The sequence below is a fragment of the Nonomuraea roseola genome (genome assembly GCF_039535395.1).
GTDB lineage: Bacteria > Actinomycetota > Actinomycetes > Streptosporangiales > Streptosporangiaceae > Nonomuraea > Nonomuraea roseola.
This window is the reverse complement of the sequence record NZ_BAAAXC010000014.1, coordinates 568,742-586,323: the sequence shown is the minus strand read 5'-3', so window position 1 is coordinate 586,323 and position 17,582 is coordinate 568,742. Positions and strand designations below refer to the sequence as shown.

Sequence of the window (17,582 nt, the reverse complement as noted above, 5' to 3'; positions counted from 1 at the left end):
CATCGAACCGGTGCACGGCGAACTACCAGCGAACTCATGCCTTCACCAGGATGAAGGCATGAGTTCGGACATCACTCCCTACCGTATCGAGATCCCCCAGGCAGACCTGGACGACCTGCAGACGCGGCTCGATCTCGCCCGCTTCACCGACGACTTCCCCGACGCCTACGGCGTGAGCGTCCAGCGTGTGAGGCGGCTGGTCGACCACTGGAGGAACGGCTACGACTGGCGTGCGTGGGAAGCCAGGTTCAACGCCTACCCGCAGTTCACCACCGAGATCGACGGGCAGACGATCCACTTCTTCCACGTGCGTTCGGACAGGCAGGACGCGCTGCCGCTGATCCTCACGCACGGCTGGCCTGGTTCGTTCGTCGAGTTCGTCGACGCCATCGAGCCGCTGTCGAAGGACTTCCACCTGGTCATCCCCTCCCTTCCAGGGTTCGGCTTCGGCGGGCCGACCACCGAGGGCGGCTGGGGCACCGTACGCACCGCCAAGGCGTGGGTGGAGCTGATGGCGCGGCTCGGTTACGAGCGCTACGGCGCCGTCGGCAACGACGGCGGGTCCATGGTCTCGCCGGAGGTGGGCCGCCTGGCCCCCGCCAACGTCGTCGGCGTGCACGTCACGCAGATCTTCTCCTTCCCCTCCGGCGACCCTGCGGAGTTCGAGGGCATGACGGAGGAGGAACTGGCCGCCATGGAGGTGCTGAAGTGGTTCTGGGAGGAGAAGGGCGCCTTCAACCTCCTGCACTCGCAGCAGCCCCAGACGCTGGCCCACGCCCTTGCCGACTCGCCCGTCGGCCTGCTGGGCTGGAACGCCCAGCTCTTCGACGAGGACCTCGACGACGAGTTCGTGATCACCAACACGGCCGTCTACTGGCTCAGCCGTACGGCGGGCTCCTCCATCCGCTTCTACTACGAGAACGCCAAGGCGGGCCAGCCGCCGGCCGGACCGACCACGGTGCCGATCGGGCTGGCCTCGGCCAAGGGCGACTTCCAGTCCATCCGGCGCTTCGCCGAACGCGACCACGAGAACATCGTGCAGTGGCACACCTACGAGCGCGGCGGGCACTACGCCGCGCACATGGAGACCGCCGTCTACGCGAGTGACGTCCGCGAGTTCTTCGTCAAGGTGACCGCATGAGACCGTTCACCATCGACATCCCGCAGGCCGACCTCGACGACCTGCGGGATCGGCTGAGCCGTACCCGCTGGCCCGCCGCGCTGCCCGGTGAGGAGTGGAGCAGGGGAGTGCCCGTGCCCTATCTCCGGGACCTGGTGGCCCACTGGCGGGACGGTTACCAATGGAGGGAATGGGAGCGGCGGTTGAACGCCTTCCCGCAGTTCGTCGACGAGATCGACGGTCAGCAGGTGCACTTCTTCCACGTGCGCTCGGCCAACGAGGACGCTCTCCCGCTGATCATCACACACAGCTGGCCGAACTCGATCGCCGAGTTCCTGAACCTGCTGGGCCCGCTCTCCGAGACCTTCCACGTGGTCGCGCCCTCGCTGCCCGGATTCGGGTTCTCCCCGTTCCCCGAGCCTGCCGACGAGCGGCCGTGGAGCGTCGAACGGGTGGCCCGCACCTGGGCAGAGCTGATGAGCAGGCTCGGCTACAACAGGTACGGCGCGCACGGCAACGACGCGGGCGCGCTGGTCTCGCCCCAGCTCGGGGCGCTGTTCCCCGAGCACGTGGTAGGAGTGCACATCACGGGAGGGGTCGGCATGCCCACCGGAGCCCCCGGCGAGCTGGAAGGGCTGTCGGAGGAGGAGCGGGCGAGCGTGGCCTGGCTGGCCGACATGCTGGCGGGGTCGGGCGGCAGCGGCTACGCGCCCTACCTGGCCGCCCGTCCGCAGACGCTCAGCTTCGGCTGGTCCGACTCGCCGGTCGCGCAACTGGCCTATCTCGTGGAGCGCTTCAGGGAGTTCGACGGCTGGCAGCCCGATCACGAGCCGATCGAGCGTGACCTGGTGCTCACCAACGCCAGCCTGTACTGGCTGACGAACACAGGCGGTTCGTCGTCGTGGACGTACTACGAGAACGCCGCCGGCATGCCGATCGACCAGAGCGTGGTGCCGACAGGGGTCTCGCACGGCGGCTCGTCGGCCTTCCGACGGCTGGCCGAGCGGCACAACGACATCATCCACTGGGAGAATCTCGAGCACCCCAGCCACATGCTGGCGATGGCGGCGCCCGAGCCGCTGGTGGCCGACATCCGCCGCTTCTTCACGGCGCTGTCCTAGCGGCGCTGTGTTCTGCGGAGCTCGTCTGAGCCATGGCAGCAGGCAGGCGATGGTCGGAGTGGCGTGATAGCGGGCGGCGAGCTTGCGGCTGCACATCGCCCCGGTCGGGCTGGGCCGGGGCGAGTGCCTGTTCGAGGGGGTGGGCGCTCCGTCACCGGAGCAGGTGGGCGGTCTCGTCGGATCCGGTGATCTCGGCGACTGCCGTCAGGAGGTTCCCGCGGCGTACAGCCTGGCGACGTCGGTTTCTGGGCAGCGTGGCTCAGGGGATAGGCATACGGCATCAGGTAGACGTCGGTATGGGGAAGACGCTTGGCGATCTGCTTGACCTGGGAAGACAGGCTCCACGACCACGACGTGTCCCGGACCGGATCATCCCATCCCGTCGGCGCGCGGCTCCACCTCACGGACGAGGTTGGCCGCCGTACCCACCACGCCGGGGGCATGGGAGGGGCCGGGGATCATCGACAGCAACAGAGTGATCATGTGAGGGGGTCCGTCAGCGTACTGATCACGGGTATGTCGCCGGTATGTCGACAGTCGATGGCTGCTCGATGCTTGCTCGTACGCGTTCGATGCGTACTGACCTGCTCCACCGTCCCGCAGAACCGCGCTGTGGGCGGAGCGCGGTGGTCACCGCGCTGCTCGCGAGCGTCTGTGGGACGCCACCCGTTCACGCGTCGCGCAGCGGCGTGAACAGTAACGGCGCGGCAGGCCGCTTCCCTGTGTGAGATAGACGTTCTGGCAGCTGGGGGATGCGCACAGACCGCCAGGTGGACGTTGATGATCCCAGATCAGAACCATCAGAGCCATGCACGACGAGGCGAGGAACCATTCCCCCCACGCGGCGTCGTCGTCGCTGTCGAGGTGAGGGTGCCAAGGGGTGAGGCCGCCGTGCGAGGTGAGGCGGACGGTTCCGAGGCTCTGCCGTAGAAGCCGGTTCAGCAGGGACGCGGCGGCGTCGACGTGAGCGGCGGCGAAGACCTCCCGCAGGAGCACGGCGGCGGCACGTATCTCGGCGACATCACCCGGCGACAGATCGACAGCGCCGACCTCTCCGTGCTCCCTGAGCAGCTCAGTGATCACACCCGGGGCCGGGTCCTCGTCGGACAGGGCGTTGACGAGGGCGGCGGTCCGCCGTGCGACGGCCTGTACCGAATGACGGGTGGACCATTCATCGCTCGAAGGGGTCACCGGTCGAATGTAACGCATCTAGTCAAGTTTTGAGTTACCTACGTAACGTGACCTTCGTGAAAAAGCGTTACGCCATGGGGGGATATGCCGTTGGGGCGACTGCCGCCCGCACGGGAGACGAGATGTCAGGGCCGGCCCTGCTGCTCGCCGGAGTGGCGATCACCGGATCGGTTTCCACGGCCTCCTCGCTGCTGGCAGGCATCATGATCTCGGCGGCGATCGGCGGCCCCGTCTTCGGCGTACTGCTCGACAGAGCGACCAGACCGGGCCGTCTGCTTGCCTGGGCGCTCGGCGTCTACGCGGCGGGCCTGGCGGCCATCCTCGCCAGTCTGGGACGCCTCCCTGTCGTCGTCACGATCCTCATCGCCGTGTGCGTCGGGCTGCTGGGACCGGCTCTGTCCGGCGGATGGACCTCCCAGTTGCCTCGAGTCGCGACCGGTGAGCAGCTGCCCCGTGCCAACGCGCTCGATGCGATGACGTTCAACCTGGCGAGTCTGGTGGGCCCGGCGCTGGCCGGGATCGTCGCGGGAGTGTGGGGTGCCTCAGCTGGTGTGGTCGTGTCCGCGGCGCTGATCTGTTCAGCGCTGCCCTCGGCGCTGACGCTGCCCGCGATCCCGAAGGCCAACAGCCGGCCGAGCCCCTCGGTCGCCTCCGCTCTCGCTGCCGGAATCCGCGCCATCGTCCGTAGCAGGGAACTGGCCAGGGCGACTACCACCTCGGTGATCTCCTGCGCGGGCCAGGGCATGTTGATCGCGTGTATCCCGCTGCTCGGAGAGTCCCTCGGCGTGGCCGGATATGGAGCGATCCTTCTCTCCGTTACCGCCGCCTCCGCGCTCGTCGCCAACGCGATACTCGCCCGCCACCCCCGGCTTCTGTCCCCGGACACCATCATCTGGTGCAGCACGATCGTCCTCGCTGTCGCCCTTGTCCTCCTCGCGACCGGTCGGCCGGCTCTGCTCATCACCGCGATGGTGCTCGCCGGCATCGGGGAGGGCCCCCAGCTCACCGCCCTGTTCGCGATACGTCATCGTGAAGCGCCCGGCCATCTGCGGGGTCAGATCTTCACCACGGGCGCAAGCCTGAAGATCACGGGTTTCGCCTTGGGCGCGGGCATCGCGGGACCGGTCGCGGACTGGTCGCCTTCCGGAGCGCTCCTGACCGCGGCCGGGACGCAGGTGCTTGCCGCGCTCGGCTTCGCCTGGCACAGCCGGGCTCACCCACGAGCGATCGTGACGTGTTCGCCCGAACTGCCTGGCGCGCCTGTCGAGCCGGACGACCGCTGAGATCAACGACTGGCCACGGGCTCAACCCGACCGATCTCATGCGTGATCGACCGGACGCGCCCTGGCGGGGCTGTCCTGGCGGCGCCGTCCTGATGGCGCCGTCCTGACGGCGTCGTTCTGGCGGCGTCGTTCTTCTGGGGGGACGGTCGCGACCAGGGTGAACGTGCCGTCGCCCTGGTCGCCGGCCGAGAACGTGCCGCCCGCCTCCTCGACCCTGGCCGCCAGGTTGGCCAGCCCCCTGCCTGCCGCGGGAAGGGCCGGCGCGACGCCGTCGTTGGCGACGCTCAGCCGGACCTCGTGCCCGTCGTTGGCGACCGCGATCGTGCACGAGCGCGGGACCGCGTGCCTGACGACGTTCGTCACGGCCTCGCGAAGGACCGTGGCGAGCACAGGGTCCTCCTCCGGGGCGCGGATGTCCACCCGGACGTCCACGCCCGCGGAGGCCAGCAGGACGCGTGCGGAGTCGATCTCCTCGCGCAGGCTGAGCGTGGCGCCCTCCTCGGTGATCGAGCGCACGTCCGCGAGCGCGCGGACGGCCAGCGGGCCCACCTCCTTCAGCAGCGACTCGGCCTTGACCCGGTCGTCGCCGAGCACGCGAAGGCCCAGCTCGGCCTTGAGCGTGATGGCCGACAGGGTGAAGCCGAGCAGGTCGTGCACGTCTCTGGCCACCCGCAGCCGCTCGGCGATCACGGCGTTCCTGGCGATCTGGCGGCGCAGAGCGCGCAGGCGCGCGGCCGCCTGAGGCAGACGGTTGAAGGCGTACACGCCGATGGCTATGACGAGCAGCGACGCGGTCTGGTAGAGCGCGTAGCCGCCGACCTCGGGGTAGAGCCGCAGGAACTGCCCTTCACCGACGGCGGCGACCACGACGATGGGCACCGACCACCGTGGGGGCAGCCACAGCAGCGTGTTGCTGACCGCGAGGGCCACCAGCGCCCCCAACAGGCCGTGGCCCACGTACACGGCGCCCGCGACGGTGATCAGGATCTGCGCAGGGACCGTCCAGCGCCAGGCCGCGGGCGTGGAGGCGCGGGGAACGCCGTGGTAGAGCTGAAGGACGGCCGTCAGCACCGTCACGAGAAGCGCGACGGCCCATACCCGCTGGTCCGTGGAGCCGGACTCTCCGACGTTGTTGAGCGTGATGGTAGAGATGCTGAAAGTCATCGCGATCATGGACCAGCGGGCGAGCCTGGTCGACGCGTCAGGAAGGCCGGCCGTGTGGGCGGGTAGCGGTAGCGGCTCCCTGCGGACGTCGGCGACCGCCCGAGCCTCCTCCGCCGCCTTCCGCGAGATCCGCGCGATGTCGGCGAGCACGTCGGCGGTGACGGGAGCCCTGCGCGACAGTGTCAGGACGGCGGAGAGCCTGGCGCCGATGGCCCTGCGCAGGTCGTCGGACGCGCGCAGGCGCTCGCCGGCCACCTCCAGCGCGGCGACCTGCCGGTTGGCCGCGTGCGTCTGTGCCAGCAGGACGGCCAGCCGTACCAGCGCGAAGAGGGTGAGCCCGGTGTTCAGGTCGATGATCGAGAAGGTGGTCACCGTGAAGACGGCCGGGGCGTGGAGCACGATCGACACCAGCGTGTCGGCGCCTATCACCGCCGCGAACAGCACCCATCCCGCCGGGCCCGCGACGGTCAACGGCATCGCCGCGGCCAGCGGCCCCGCGATCGGTCCCCACAGCATCGCGAACGGCACGTAGGCTCCGAAGGTCACGGCCGCCAGGAGAGGGAGGGCCCACCGCCCGCCCACGGCCACCACGGCGAAGAGCGCCATGACGGAGACGATGAGGCCCAGGCCGACCGCCGAGGTGAGCGGCGAGGACCGCTCCCCCTGGGCCATGACCTGGAAGATGGTGAAGCGCGCGGGGACGAGCAGGGCGATGTACCCGAACACCAGCGCCCAGCCTGTCCACGCTTGTCCGCTCACGTCCTTGGCCGTCACGTGCGTTGTCTATCACGCCTAGCATGCAAGCTGTGATTCGTGTGCTTGTGGCGGAGGATGTCCGGATGCTGCGTGAGGCGCTGGTCGCCCTGCTCGGCTTCGAGGAGGGCATCGAGGTCGTGGCCGAAGTGGAGTCGGGCGACGCGATCGTGCGCGCGGCGCTGGAGCACCGGCCCGACGTCGCGGTGCTCGACATCGAGCTGCCCGCGCTCGACGGGCTGAGCGCCGCCGCCCTGCTGCACGAGCGGCTGCCCGAATGCCGCGTGCTGATCCTCACCGGGCTGGGCAGGCCCGGCAACCTGCGGCGGGGCGTCGAGGCGCACGTCTCCGGCTTCATGCTGAAGGACTCCAGGCCGCAGGACCTGGTGCAGGCCATCCGCACGGTCGCGGCCGGCGGCCTGGTCATCGACCAGCAGCTCGCCTACGCGGCGCTCGACGTCCCTGGCAACCCGCTGACCGAGCGCGAGGCCGAGGTCCTGCGCCTGACGGGTGAGGGTGCCACGCCCCGCGACATCGCCCGCGACCTGCACCTCAGCTACGGCACCGTGCGCAACTACCTCGCCTCCTCCGTGACCAAGCTGAACGCCCGCACCCGCATGGACGCGGTCCGCATCGCCACCGAGGCGGGCTGGCTCTGAGACGCGGCTCACACTTTCGGGGTCGATGTCACATCGGCAGGCCTTTCGCGGCTCTTAGGGGGATGTCCGCGACAGTTGAGGAGGGCCACGATGCCGGACCACCCGACCAAGGTCTTCGCCGACCATCGTGAACTGCTCTTCTCCATCGTCTACAACATGCTCGGCAGCGTCGCCGACACCGAGGACGTGCTGCAGGAGGCCTGGCTGTCGTGGGCCTCGAGAGACCAGAGCCGGATCGAGAACCCGCGCGCCTACCTGGTGCGCATCGCGGTCAACCAGGCACTGGCTCAGCAGAGCGCGCTGCGCCGCCGCCGCGAGGCCTATGTCGGTCCGTGGCTGCCCGAGCCGCTCGTCGCCGCCGCCGACGACGTGGCCGACGGGGCGGAGGAGGTCCTGCGGGCGGAGTCGGTGTCGATGGCGATGCTGGTGGTGCTGGAGACACTCAGCCCGCTGGAGCGCGCGGTGTTCATCCTGCACGAGGTGTTCGCCTACGCCCACACCGAGATCGCGGACATGATCGACCGCAGCCCCTCGGCGGTCCGCCAGCTGGCTCACCGCGCCCGGGGGCACGTCCAGGCCCGGCGGCCACGCCACCACGTCGACCCGCGCGTGCAGCGGCAGGTCACCGAGCGGTTCGTGGCCGCCGCGTTCGGCGGCGACCTCGACGCGCTCATGGAGATGCTCGCGCCGGAGGTCACGCTGTGGTCCGACGGCGGAGGCAGGTCCAGCGCGGCGGGTCCACGGCCGGTCAAGGGCCGCGACAAGGTCGCCAGGCTCCTCGTCTCCAGCGCCGCCGAACAGGCCGAGGGTCTCGACATCCAGTACAGGGACGTCAACGGCGACCCGTCCGCGGTGGTCTTCGCCCGGAACGCGCCGTTCGCCGTCATGGTCGTCGACCTCACCCCTGACGGCGAGCAGGTGCGCGACATCTACGTCGTCAGCAACCCCGACAAGCTCTCCCGAATCCCTGAGGGGCCCGAACGATCCGCATGATCGCAGGCGGCTCGCCGCCGCAGGGCCCTGGGACGGCAGGGCGTGGGTGCCGGACACCCTCGCCCTGCCGCGAGCCCGTGGGTCAGGTCCTGGCCACGAAATAGTCGCCCTGGCTGACCGCCAGGTGGGTGGCGGCCATGAGGTCGTCGAGGGACATCTCGTGCTCGACGCCGTCCCATGGGTCCAGGACCTTGAAGTTCGAGGCCAGGTAGCCGCCGGCGTCAGGGTGCTGCCGGCCGCCGTAGCCGTGGATGACGATGTAGTGCCGGGGCAGCGGTGAGCCGTTGTTCCATGGCCCGCGTACTTGTTGAGGGCGATGGAGAGCCCGCCAGGAAGGGTGAACTGGAAGAAGTCGGTGGCCATCTGGTCACAGGTCCTGTTGCCGGTGCTCGCGGGATAGGCGCCCTTCGCCCCGCTGAAAGATTCACGGCGGACGGCGGGTTTCTCGGCCGGGGGTTGACGTTCCTGCCCTTCCCGGCGGTTCTATGGGATCGCTCCCACAAGGAGGAAGGGAGGGCCGCGGCCACAGCACTCGCACCAGGACCCGGGAGCGGGGCGCGGTTGACCGCGAAGGCGGTCAGCCGCGTCTGCCGTCGAACCTGCGCCGCGCCTCCTCGATCGCCTCGTCGTCGGCGAACCCGGCCAGCGCCGCCTCGTGACAGCGCTCGGGCACCAGCGCCCTGACCTGATCGGCGTAGTCCCCGCCCGAGGCGGGCACCCGTACCGTGGGCCGGCCCGCCAGCCGTACGGCGATGGGGCCCGCGGCGCGCACCGAGGTCGCCCACGACTGGCGCGCGCCCGTGACCGCGCACATGTGGTGCGCGTAGACCCATCGCACCTCGGCCACCTTCACCGCGCCCTCGGGGTGGACGCCGAACGGCGCGACCGCGCAGACCACCTGCCCGTCGTGCTCGCCGAAGTGGTGTCCGTGCTCGCGGTGCTCCTGCAGCGTGGCCTGTTCGAGCACCTGTGTCACCCGCAGCGCCAGGGCCCGCTTCAGCTCGGGCGGGCCGAACTCGCCCGCGTTCACGGCCAGCGCCACGACGGTCACGGCAACGGCGACCAGGACGGCCGCCGACGCCGCGGCCAGCGCGGCGGCCCGCGTCCTGACCTGCCCGGCGTACGGCAGGCGGAGGGTTCGTCTCATGTGATCCTCACTGCTGGAGCGGCTGAACTGACGGGGAGGCGGTCCCGCGGTCCCGCGGGCCCCGGGGGAGGGGGCCCACGGGACGCCGGGTCAGGAGGTGGTGCAGGTCAGGGCGGGAGCGGGTGACGGAACGCCGCCCGTCGCGTTGAACCCGAACGCCGCCGTCGCGTTCGGCGCCAGCCGCCCGTTGTAGGAGGCGTTGCTCACCGAGACGTCAGGCGGCTGCGAGGTCAGCACGCCGTTCCAAGGCGCGCCCTCGAAGCCCTGTCCTCCGGTATAGGCCCATTGCACGCGCCAGCCGTTGGACGTGCTGGATCCGGTGTTCTTCACCGTGACCTCCGCCTGGAAGTGGCCGGGCCAGCCCGGGTTGTCGACGGCCCGCCAGGTGGCCGTGCAGCCGCCGGGCGAAGGCGTGGGCGTCGGGGTCGTCGTGGGAGTGACCGTCGGCGGGGGTGAGGGGGTCTGGCCTGGGCCCACCCCTGTGACCTCGCCGTTGCCCCCGTCGAAGACCACATCCGAGCAGCTGTAGAAGTTCTCCTGGCTGTCGGCGCGGATCCAGTGGGTGAAGACGATGTGCCGCCCGCTCTTGCCCGAGGGCAGTCGCAGGTCCCAGTAGTAGTAGTTCAGCCCGCCAGGCCCGCCCGACTGCGGGGGGTTGGCGACGCTGGTCAGCACCTCCAGATCCGACCACTTCAGCGGCGCGGCGGGGTTCCAGCCGTTCTTGGTGATGGAGACGACGAACGAGCCGGGGTGGGCGGCCCAGTTGCTGTGCCGTACCTGGATGGTGGAGCCGGCGCTGAGGTGGGTCAGCGGCCAGTCGTCACGGACGGCGTTGTAGGCGGTGAAGTCGTAGGGGCCGCCGCTGCCGCCGCTGCAGATCTGGCCGTCGGGGATGAAACCGGTGGTACGGCCACCGCCGTCGGAGCGCAGGACCGCGAACCAGTTGTACAGCGGTGTCGTGCCGCTCTGGGCCACGGCCGCGCCGCAGGCGGGGTTGTAGGACTGGATCGAGCCGTTCTCCCGCAGGCCGTCCTGCCAGCACAGGAAGGTACGGCTGCCGGGGAACATGGTGACGCCGTGGGCCTGGGCCGGCGAGGAGCCGACCAGGAACGAGGCCAGGAGGACGGTGCAGGCCAGTGCGGCCAGGTGCCGGAGTTTCCGCAAGACTGAGATGCCCTTTCGAGTGCGACGCCGTCGGACAGCACGGCGACAGCCCGGTGTGTCAGGGCCACACGGCACTCGCGGTGGAATTGAAACACGCCTCACGCTCGCCGACAACGAGCGGTGAAACTTTCATCGGCCAGCGCTGGTCCGGCCGTGCGCGGCAGGCATGGCGCGGGTGTCTGACCGGCGGTCAGGCCAGGGCGGCGAGCTTGCGCTGGAGCAGGCCGCGCTCGCGCTCGTTGGCGCAGAGCCGTATGGCGAGCTCGATCTCACGCCGCGCGTCGTCGAGCTTGCCGAGGCGGCGCAGCAGCTCGCCGCGCACGCTCGGCAGCAGATGAGAGCCGGACAGGCCGCCCGCCGCGACCAGGTCGTCGACGAGGGGAAGCGCGGCCGCAGGGCCTTGGGCCATGGAGACCGCGACCGCCCGGTTGAGCTCGACGACAGGCGAGGGAGCCAGCCTGCCGAGCGCCTCGTAGAGCAGCACGATCCGTTCCCAGTCCGTCTTCTCGACGGACGGCGCGACGGCATGACACTCGGCGATCGCGGCCTGCACGCCGTAGACGCCGAGCCCACGGCCGACCCGCCCTGCCTGAACCAGGGCCGCCCGCCCGCGCCGGATCGCCGCCCGGTCCCAGCGCCGGCGGTCCTGATCCTCCAGCAGGACCGGCTCCCCGTCGTCGTCCAGGCGCGCGGGGAAGCGGGCGGCGGTGAGCTCGAGGAGCGCGAGCAGGCCGTGCACCTCCGACTCGTCAGGGACCAGCCGCGCCAGGATCCGGGTCAGCCTTACCGCCTCGCGAGCCAGGTCGGGGCGGATCCACTCCCGTCCGGACGAGGCGGTCGAGCCCTCCGTGAAGATCAGGTACAGCACACTGAGCACCGGGCCGAGCCGCTTGCGACACTCGTGGGTCGGCGGCACCTCGAACGGCACCTGCGCGGCCGCGAGCGTCTTCTTGGCCCGGATGATGCGCGCCTGCACCGTGGCGGTCGGCACGAGGAAGGCCCTGGCGATCTCGTCGCTCGTGAGGCCGCCGAGGACGCGGAGCGTGAGCGCGATCTGGGCCTCGCGCGACAGCACCGGGTGGCAGGCGATGAACATCAGCGCCAGCAGGTCGTCATCGACGTGGTCGGGATCCCACAGCAGGTCGGTGTCCGGTGCGGCGTCCACCGGATGGCCGGAGGTGACGCCGCCCTCGCCCAGGTGCCGGGCGAGGGCGGCGTATCTCTCGTCGAGGGCCGAGCGGCGGCGGAAGGCGTCGATCGCGCGACGCCTGCCAACGGTGAGCAGCCACCCCGCGGGATTGCGCGGGACGCCGTCTCGCGGCCAGGCCACGAGCGCCTCGGCCAGTGACTCCTGGGCCAGGTCCTCGGCCAGCGCGAAGTCACCGGTGAAGCGGGCGAGTGTGCTGACGATGCGCGCGGACTCGATCCGCCACACCGCCACGACTGCCTGGCGACCGCCGTACGGATCGCTCACAGCTGGCCGGTCGCCACCCGCCATGCCCGCTCCTTCTGGATCCACTCGTTGTCCTGCGGGAACTCGTCGATACTGGTGACGCGGCGGATCTCGGCCTTCATCCCTGGACCGCTCATCGGCGCCCGCTTGGCCCACTCGACGGCCTCCTCCTTCGAGGCGACGTCGAGGATCCAGAAGCCGCCGAACAGCTCCTTGGTCTCACCGTAAGGTCCGTCGGTGACGACGGGAGGCTCGGAGGAGTAGTCCACGACGACACCCTGTGACGCGTCATCGAGACCCTCGGCGGCGACCAGCACGCCGGCCGAGATCATCTCGTTGTTGTACCGGCCCATGGACTCGATGATCTCGTTGAAGTCGACGTCCTGGAACGCGGCGTAGGCCTCGTCGCTGGCGCGCATGATCAGCATGTACTTCACGGTCTTCTCCTGCGGTGTCGCGGGTCCCGTCCGGACCCTCTCACCCATGGGTCGAACGGCGGAACCGCCGGATCGACATCGCGGGCAAGAAATCCGAAAAGAAGTAGAGAAGAAGAGTCTGCACCGCGCCCTGCACACCGCGCACGCGTAGGCGGCCATGTTCAGAAGTTGGGGCGGCCTCGTTCAGGGGGGGAAGGGAGTCAGCAGGCCGAGGGCGCCCGCTGTTCTGACTGCACGTCCGCCCCTACGGCGAGGTGCGTCGATCTGAGCGCCCGGTTGAGCATCGGTGCTCTCGGCTCGCTCGGCGGCGCCTGACGGAGACCTTGTTGATCATGTCGAGAATCGACCCCTTCCCGAACACGATCAACGAGGGTGGGCGCTCGAAGGCCGGACCGGCCTCGACCAGGTAGGAGGGTCAGCCGTCGATTGCCTGGTAGAGGGTGGTCCAGAAGTCGTGGATGGCCCGCGCCGAATCCGGGGTGGACATCCCGGTCTGGGTGAGCAGGATGCCGACGAGCTGGTTGTGCGGGTCGGCGTAGGTGGTGGTGCCGGCTCCGCCGTCCCAGCCGAACTGGCCGATGGGGGCGTAGTCGCCGCGGTAGGTGCGCACCGTCATCCCGAAGCCCCAGCCGCCGTGCTGCCCCTGGCCGAGCATCCCGTCGATCAGACTCACCCGGGTCGTCGCCCACGGTCCCGGCAACGTGTGGGCGATCGGCAGGCATGCCGAGGGTGCGCATGCGGGCGCTGAGCGATGGGTAGATCTGCGGCTGTCCGGTACGTCACAGGTGCGCCCAAGGAGTAGTTCGGGGGTGAGTGCCCGGCGCTGCCGGTGCTGTCTTCGGGGGAGGGCAGGTGCGCTTTCAGGCAGCCGAATGGCTGTGGTTGTTCGTGGTCTTGGCCGTCGCCGTGGCCGGGTACGTCGTCGCCCAGTTCTTCCGGCCCCGCTATGCCGCGCGCTTCACGGACCTGCGCTTCCTGGATCTGCTCGCGCCCAACCGGGCGACCTGGGCACGGTATCTCACGGCAGGGCTTTTCGCCCTGGTGATGGGGCTGCTCATCGTGGCCGCCGCGCGCCCGGCCACGACGGTCCAGGTACCCAGGGATCGGGCGACGATCATCGTGGCGATCGACGTGTCGCTGTCCATGGTCGCAACCGACATCCCGCCGTCCCGGCTGCAGGCTGCCAAGGCTTCGGCCAAGACGTTCATCACCCGCCTGCCCGAACGTTTCAACGTGGCGCTGGTGTCCTTTGCCCGCTCCGCCTCCGTGAGGGTCTCACCCACGGCGGATCACCAGGCGGTGGCACGCGCGATCGACGCGCTCCAGCCGGCCGCCGGCACCGCCATCGGCGAGGCGGTCTTCTCCAGCCTGGACGCTCTTCGCTCCTTTGACCAGCAGGCGGCCAGTGATCCACCGCCCGCGGCCATCGTGCTGTTGTCGGACGGCGACAACACTGCCGGCCGCACGGTCCTCGAAGCCATCCAGGAGGCGGCCCAGAGCAAGGTGCCGGTCTCCACCATCGCCTTCGGCACCCCGGACGGCGTCGTGGAGATCGACGGCCGCTCGATACCGGTCCCGCCGAACGCCGAAACGCTACGCACCCTGGCCGAGGGCACCGCTGGACGGGCCTACAACGCCCAGAGCTCCGGCTCCCTGAATGAGGTGTATCGCAGCATCGGCAGCTCGCTCGGCACCATGACGAAAGTCCAGGAGGTGGGCTACGTGGTGCTGCGCTGGACGCTGGTGCCGACGTTCGCGCTGGCCGCACTGTCGCTGCTGGCACCGATCACGCTGACAAGGTTCCGCCGCCCTGCCCGTGACGACTGATGCACGCCTCACATCGACCTCCGATCCTCGGCGGTGACCTCATCGACCGGGGCCGGAGCCGCGGGGGTCGACCAAGATGATGATGGTCAGCAGGATGATCCAGGCGGTGATCACGGCGATCAGGAGCCTGCTCGGGGAGAGCCTGCGGGAGAAGAACCTGGAGATCCTCACAGCCACCCGCTCTTGCGCAGCAGCCGGTGGACGAATAGCACGGCGACGACCATGACGGCAAGGCTCAAGGGATAGCCGAGCAGCCAGTTCAGCTCGGGCATGTAGTCGAAGTTCATGCCGTAGATCCCCGCGATCATGGTGGGGACGGCGATGAGGGCCGCCCACGACGAGATCTTGCGCATGTCGGCGTTCTGCTGCATGGCCACCGTGTTCTGCTCACGGCCCACCAAGGCCAGATGGGCGCTCAAGGCGCTGGTGAGCAGCTCGTTGTGCTCATCGACCTGGGCATCCACGCGCAGCAGGTGATCGAGAACATCGCGGAACTGCTCCCGGTTGGCTGTACACAGCTCCACACGGCCTTTGACGATCTCTTCCAGCACCGGGATCAGCGGGTCCTGGGCGGTGCGGAACTCCAACACCTCGCGTTTGAGTGAATAGATGTCGGCGGTGACATCGGCGTGCTCGCCGCTGAACACCCGGTGTTCCAGAGCGATGAGATCGCCTGAGACCTCGTGGGAGATGCGCGAGTAGGCGTCGACGACCTCATCGCAGATCGCGTACAGCACGCCGGCCGGGCCCGCGGCCAGCAGATCGGGGTCGGATTCGATGCGGCGGCGTACCCCGCTCAGCGGGTTGGCCTGGCCGTGGCGGACACTGATGACGAAGTCGTGGCCGAGGAACAGATTGATCTCGCCGACCTCGATGTCGGAGCTCTCCTCCACATACAGCAGCGGCTTGAGCACGACGAACAGAGTGTCGTCGTAGCGTTCGAGCTTGGGTCGCTGGTGGGCGTGGATGGCGTCCTCCACCGCCAGCGGATGCAGCTTCACCTCGCTGGTGATCAGGTCGAACTCCTCCTGCGTGGGCTCGTGCAGGCCGATCCACAGGAAACAGTCGCCCCGGGCACGGGCGGCGGTGACCGCATCGCTGATGTCGCCGTTGATGGTCTCGCGCACGCTGTCGCAGTAGATCGCTTTGTCCACAATCACATCCGGCATTCTCGCGCACCCGCCCCCTCCCTCGTCCTCCTGCGGCCGATGCGGAAGGCGCTCGAACACCTGTCACGCATGGGGCGGAATCGACACCCGGGAATTGGCAGGGGGCACCACCGGGAGGCCATGATGGCGTCCTCCTCGGGCAGAGGACGGGGCCGGACCGGGCATGCTCGTCAGCCCGTCTGGTCGCGGGTCGCGGCGGGCGGCCGCGTGGACGCACCCCTGGCCCACCTGCCGTCAGCTCATGCGGAAGTCGTACTCCGCGGGCAGGTCGCGCTCCTCGCCGTGGTAGGCGAACCACAGCTCGTCCAGGGCGTCCTCGCCCTCCCGGAGGTCGGGGACGACCAGGCCCTCCCGCAGGATGCGTCCGGTCCTGTCGCGCTCGCCGGCGGCCAGGGCGGCCCTGGCCTCCAGGAGCCGGATGCGGCCGTGGGCGCGATCGCCAGGAGTCAGGCGGTCGATGAGCGTCAGAGCGTCGGCGGGACGGCCGGCGGCGAGCAGGGCGGCGAGGGTCTCGACGGTGAGCGGGCGCACGGCCGGCGCCAGCGCGTGCGCCTCGAGGAGCAGCGCCGCCGCCGTGGCATCGTCGCCGTCGATCCTGTGGGCCTCGGCGACGGCGCGCAGCACGAGGGGGTCGCGCCGTTCGGCCAGCGCCTTGCCCCAGGCGTCCAGGGCCGCGGCCCTGTCGCCGGTGGACCACAGGTTGAGGCCGAGGTGGTAGCGGCTGTGCGGGTCCGCCGCCTCACGAAGCAGGGCCAGCCAGCGCGCTCCGACGACGCACTCCGCCTCGCCCGGTAGCCGGCCCTCCTCCAGGAGGGCCAGCCACGGGGCCTGCTCCGCGCCGAGCGTGTCGTCGGGGAAGGGCGTGGCCGCCGACGCGGGCAGCCCCCCTGCCCTGCGTTCCAGCGCGCCCCACCCGGATCCTCGGTGGATGACGTCCGTGACGGGGCGCTCGGTCCACGGGCCGGTCGCCGGCTGTCCCGAGGCCTGGACCAGCGCGTCGACGGCCGCGCGGGCCCGGTCGTACGGGGCGTCGGGCTCGGGGAGGGCGAGGGGCCTGTAGGCCTCCGTCCAGGTCCAGGTGGTGTGACCGGGCAGGGCGAGGTGCTGCAGCTGGGTCCTGGCCAGGCCGGCCTGGATCTCCAGATAGGGGGAGCGGGGGCCCGACAGCCAGCGCTGCCAGTGGTCGCCCCCGGGGGAGGTGCCCCAGCCGAACAGCTTCCTGCCCCGCAGCCTGGGGGTGGAGGTGTGGAGCAGGCCATGGCCCTCGGCGTCGACGGCGGCTATCCAGGGGGTCTCCGACGTGACGTGGAAGAAGTAGTCGGCGGCCGCCCCCCAGGTGCCGGGGCGGCTGACGTCGGGATCGCCCGGATAGGGGACGGTGGTCAGGCGGTGGGCGTAGCCGAAGTGGTCGGCCAGGGCGGCGGGCGCGAGGACGCGGGTGCCGGGGGTCTGCGGGACGGCGATGTTGGACCACCAGTAGACGGGGACACTCTCCGGGCGCGGGTTGCGCACGGCGACCGACACCACCAGCGCGCGAGAGCCCGGCGGCAGGGCGGCGTCGATCTGGACCACCAGCCCGCGCATCCGCTCGTACTCGTACAGCCGCAGCACGGGGTACGGCGCGTCCACCCAGGCCGCGTGCAGGGGATCGCAGGTCAGGGCCCAGTGGCCGGTCGTGCCCAGATTCCACTCCACGCCGCCGGCGAACCACGCGTCGCGCAGGGCGAGGTTGGCCGGTTGGATCACCGGGTTGCGGTGCAGCAGCTCCCTGCCGGTGGACAGGTCGACCAGCGACCACAGGCGGCCGCCGAGCCCCGGCAGGAACACCGCCCTCAGGTGCTCGTTCTCCAGCGTGATCGCGGGGACCTCGCGCTCGACGGGGTCGCGCTTGTAGGAGTCGCGGGCCCCGTAGGGGAGGAGCGAGGGCGGGTGGCCGAAGTCGGTGATCGGCACGGCGGGGGGCCGCAGGATCGGCAGCGGGCTGACCGGCCCCGCGTCGGCGATGACGAGCTTCATCCCGGTCCCGGCTCCTTCGTGGAGAACGTTTTAAGCAACGCTGCCGCGAACGCTAAGGATCGGACGGGGCGCTGTCAACGGGGTC

The 17,582-nt window shown here is 70.2% G+C and carries 16 protein-coding genes; 6 read left to right on the top strand and 10 right to left on the bottom strand.

The genetic code is table 11. The features are described 5' to 3' along the window. The first annotated feature begins 58 nt into the window (after window positions 1-58). Both ABFX55_RS21100 and ABFX55_RS21095 read left to right on the top strand, forming a co-directional pair. The gene (locus ABFX55_RS21100; protein WP_346123487.1) at window positions 59-1,141 is read left to right on the top strand and encodes an alpha/beta fold hydrolase; all 1,083 of its coding nucleotides are present in this window, start codon (window positions 59-61) and stop codon (window positions 1,139-1,141) included. Continuing rightward, window positions 1,138-2,241: an epoxide hydrolase family protein gene (locus tag ABFX55_RS21095; protein WP_346123485.1), complete on the top strand. Its 1,104-nt coding sequence runs from the start codon at window positions 1,138-1,140 to the stop codon at window positions 2,239-2,241. The genes ABFX55_RS21100 and ABFX55_RS21095 overlap by 4 nt, the downstream gene beginning before the upstream one ends. A gap of 630 nt (window positions 2,242-2,871) precedes the next feature. Here ABFX55_RS21095 and ABFX55_RS21090 read toward each other — a convergent pair. Further along, complete coding sequence (locus ABFX55_RS21090; protein ID WP_346124106.1) at window positions 2,872-3,042, bottom strand: CGNR zinc finger domain-containing protein; 171 nt, start codon at window positions 3,040-3,042, stop codon at window positions 2,872-2,874. A 335-nt stretch (window positions 3,043-3,377) separates the two neighbouring features. Here ABFX55_RS21090 and ABFX55_RS21085 point away from each other — a divergent pair, with 335 nt between their 5' ends. Continuing rightward, window positions 3,378-4,715: an MFS transporter gene (locus tag ABFX55_RS21085; protein WP_346123483.1), complete on the top strand. Its 1,338-nt coding sequence runs from the start codon at window positions 3,378-3,380 to the stop codon at window positions 4,713-4,715. A gap of 36 nt (window positions 4,716-4,751) precedes the next feature. Here ABFX55_RS21085 and ABFX55_RS21080 read toward each other — a convergent pair whose 3' ends face one another. After that, window positions 4,752-6,653: a sensor histidine kinase gene (locus ABFX55_RS21080; protein ID WP_346123481.1), complete on the bottom strand. Its 1,902-nt coding sequence runs from the start codon at window positions 6,651-6,653 to the stop codon at window positions 4,752-4,754. Window positions 6,654-6,685: 32 nt separating this feature from the next. Here ABFX55_RS21080 and ABFX55_RS21075 point away from each other — a divergent pair, with 32 nt between their 5' ends. Both ABFX55_RS21075 and ABFX55_RS21070 read left to right on the top strand, forming a co-directional pair. Further along, window positions 6,686-7,291: a response regulator transcription factor gene (locus ABFX55_RS21075; RefSeq protein WP_346123479.1), complete on the top strand. Its 606-nt coding sequence runs from the start codon at window positions 6,686-6,688 to the stop codon at window positions 7,289-7,291. Window positions 7,292-7,381: 90 nt separating this feature from the next. Then, a complete protein-coding gene (locus ABFX55_RS21070) occupies window positions 7,382-8,284 on the top strand; it encodes an RNA polymerase sigma-70 factor (RefSeq protein WP_346123477.1) in 903 nt (300 codons plus the stop codon). A gap of 577 nt (window positions 8,285-8,861) precedes the next feature. On the opposite strand, the gene ABFX55_RS21065 is transcribed toward ABFX55_RS21070, so the two are convergent. The 5 genes from ABFX55_RS21065 to ABFX55_RS21045 all read right to left on the bottom strand — a co-directional run bounded on the left by ABFX55_RS21065 (window position 8,862) and on the right by ABFX55_RS21045 (window position 13,158). After that, window positions 8,862-9,431: a hypothetical protein gene (locus ABFX55_RS21065; protein ID WP_346123475.1), complete on the bottom strand. Its 570-nt coding sequence runs from the start codon at window positions 9,429-9,431 to the stop codon at window positions 8,862-8,864. Window positions 9,432-9,521: 90 nt separating this feature from the next. Beyond that, on the bottom strand, window positions 9,522-10,595 hold the full coding sequence (locus ABFX55_RS21060) for a lytic polysaccharide monooxygenase (RefSeq protein WP_346123474.1): 1,074 nt from the start codon (window positions 10,593-10,595) through the stop codon (window positions 9,522-9,524). A gap of 190 nt (window positions 10,596-10,785) precedes the next feature. Continuing rightward, window positions 10,786-12,069: an RNA polymerase sigma factor gene (locus ABFX55_RS21055; protein ID WP_346124105.1), complete on the bottom strand. Its 1,284-nt coding sequence runs from the start codon at window positions 12,067-12,069 to the stop codon at window positions 10,786-10,788. Then, entirely contained in the window at window positions 12,066-12,485 is a 420-nt protein-coding gene (locus tag ABFX55_RS21050; RefSeq protein ID WP_346123472.1) for a YciI family protein, read from the bottom strand. Before ABFX55_RS21050 ends, ABFX55_RS21055 begins: the two co-directional genes overlap by 4 nt. Window positions 12,486-12,900: 415 nt before the next feature. Beyond that, on the bottom strand, window positions 12,901-13,158 hold the full coding sequence (locus ABFX55_RS21045) for a hypothetical protein (RefSeq protein ID WP_346123470.1): 258 nt from the start codon (window positions 13,156-13,158) through the stop codon (window positions 12,901-12,903). A 179-nt stretch (window positions 13,159-13,337) separates the two neighbouring features. Between ABFX55_RS21045 and ABFX55_RS21040 the strand changes: the two genes are divergently transcribed. After that, on the top strand, window positions 13,338-14,312 hold the full coding sequence (locus ABFX55_RS21040; protein ID WP_346123468.1) for a VWA domain-containing protein: 975 nt from the start codon (window positions 13,338-13,340) through the stop codon (window positions 14,310-14,312). A 39-nt stretch (window positions 14,313-14,351) separates the two neighbouring features. On the opposite strand, the gene ABFX55_RS21035 is transcribed toward ABFX55_RS21040, so the two are convergent. From ABFX55_RS21035 to ABFX55_RS21025, 3 genes are all read right to left on the bottom strand, one after another. Then, window positions 14,352-14,483 (bottom strand): hypothetical protein, encoded by a 132-nt coding sequence (locus tag ABFX55_RS21035; RefSeq protein ID WP_346123467.1) that lies wholly within the window; start codon window positions 14,481-14,483, stop codon window positions 14,352-14,354. Next, window positions 14,480-15,541, bottom strand: a complete 1,062-nt coding sequence (locus ABFX55_RS21030) for a magnesium and cobalt transport protein CorA (RefSeq protein WP_346123465.1) — start codon at window positions 15,539-15,541, stop codon at window positions 14,480-14,482. Before ABFX55_RS21030 ends, ABFX55_RS21035 begins: the two co-directional genes overlap by 4 nt. 174 nt (window positions 15,542-15,715) lie before the next feature. Then, window positions 15,716-17,497: a DUF5107 domain-containing protein gene (locus tag ABFX55_RS21025; protein WP_346123463.1), complete on the bottom strand. Its 1,782-nt coding sequence runs from the start codon at window positions 17,495-17,497 to the stop codon at window positions 15,716-15,718. Between the last annotated feature and the right edge of the window lie 85 nt (window positions 17,498-17,582).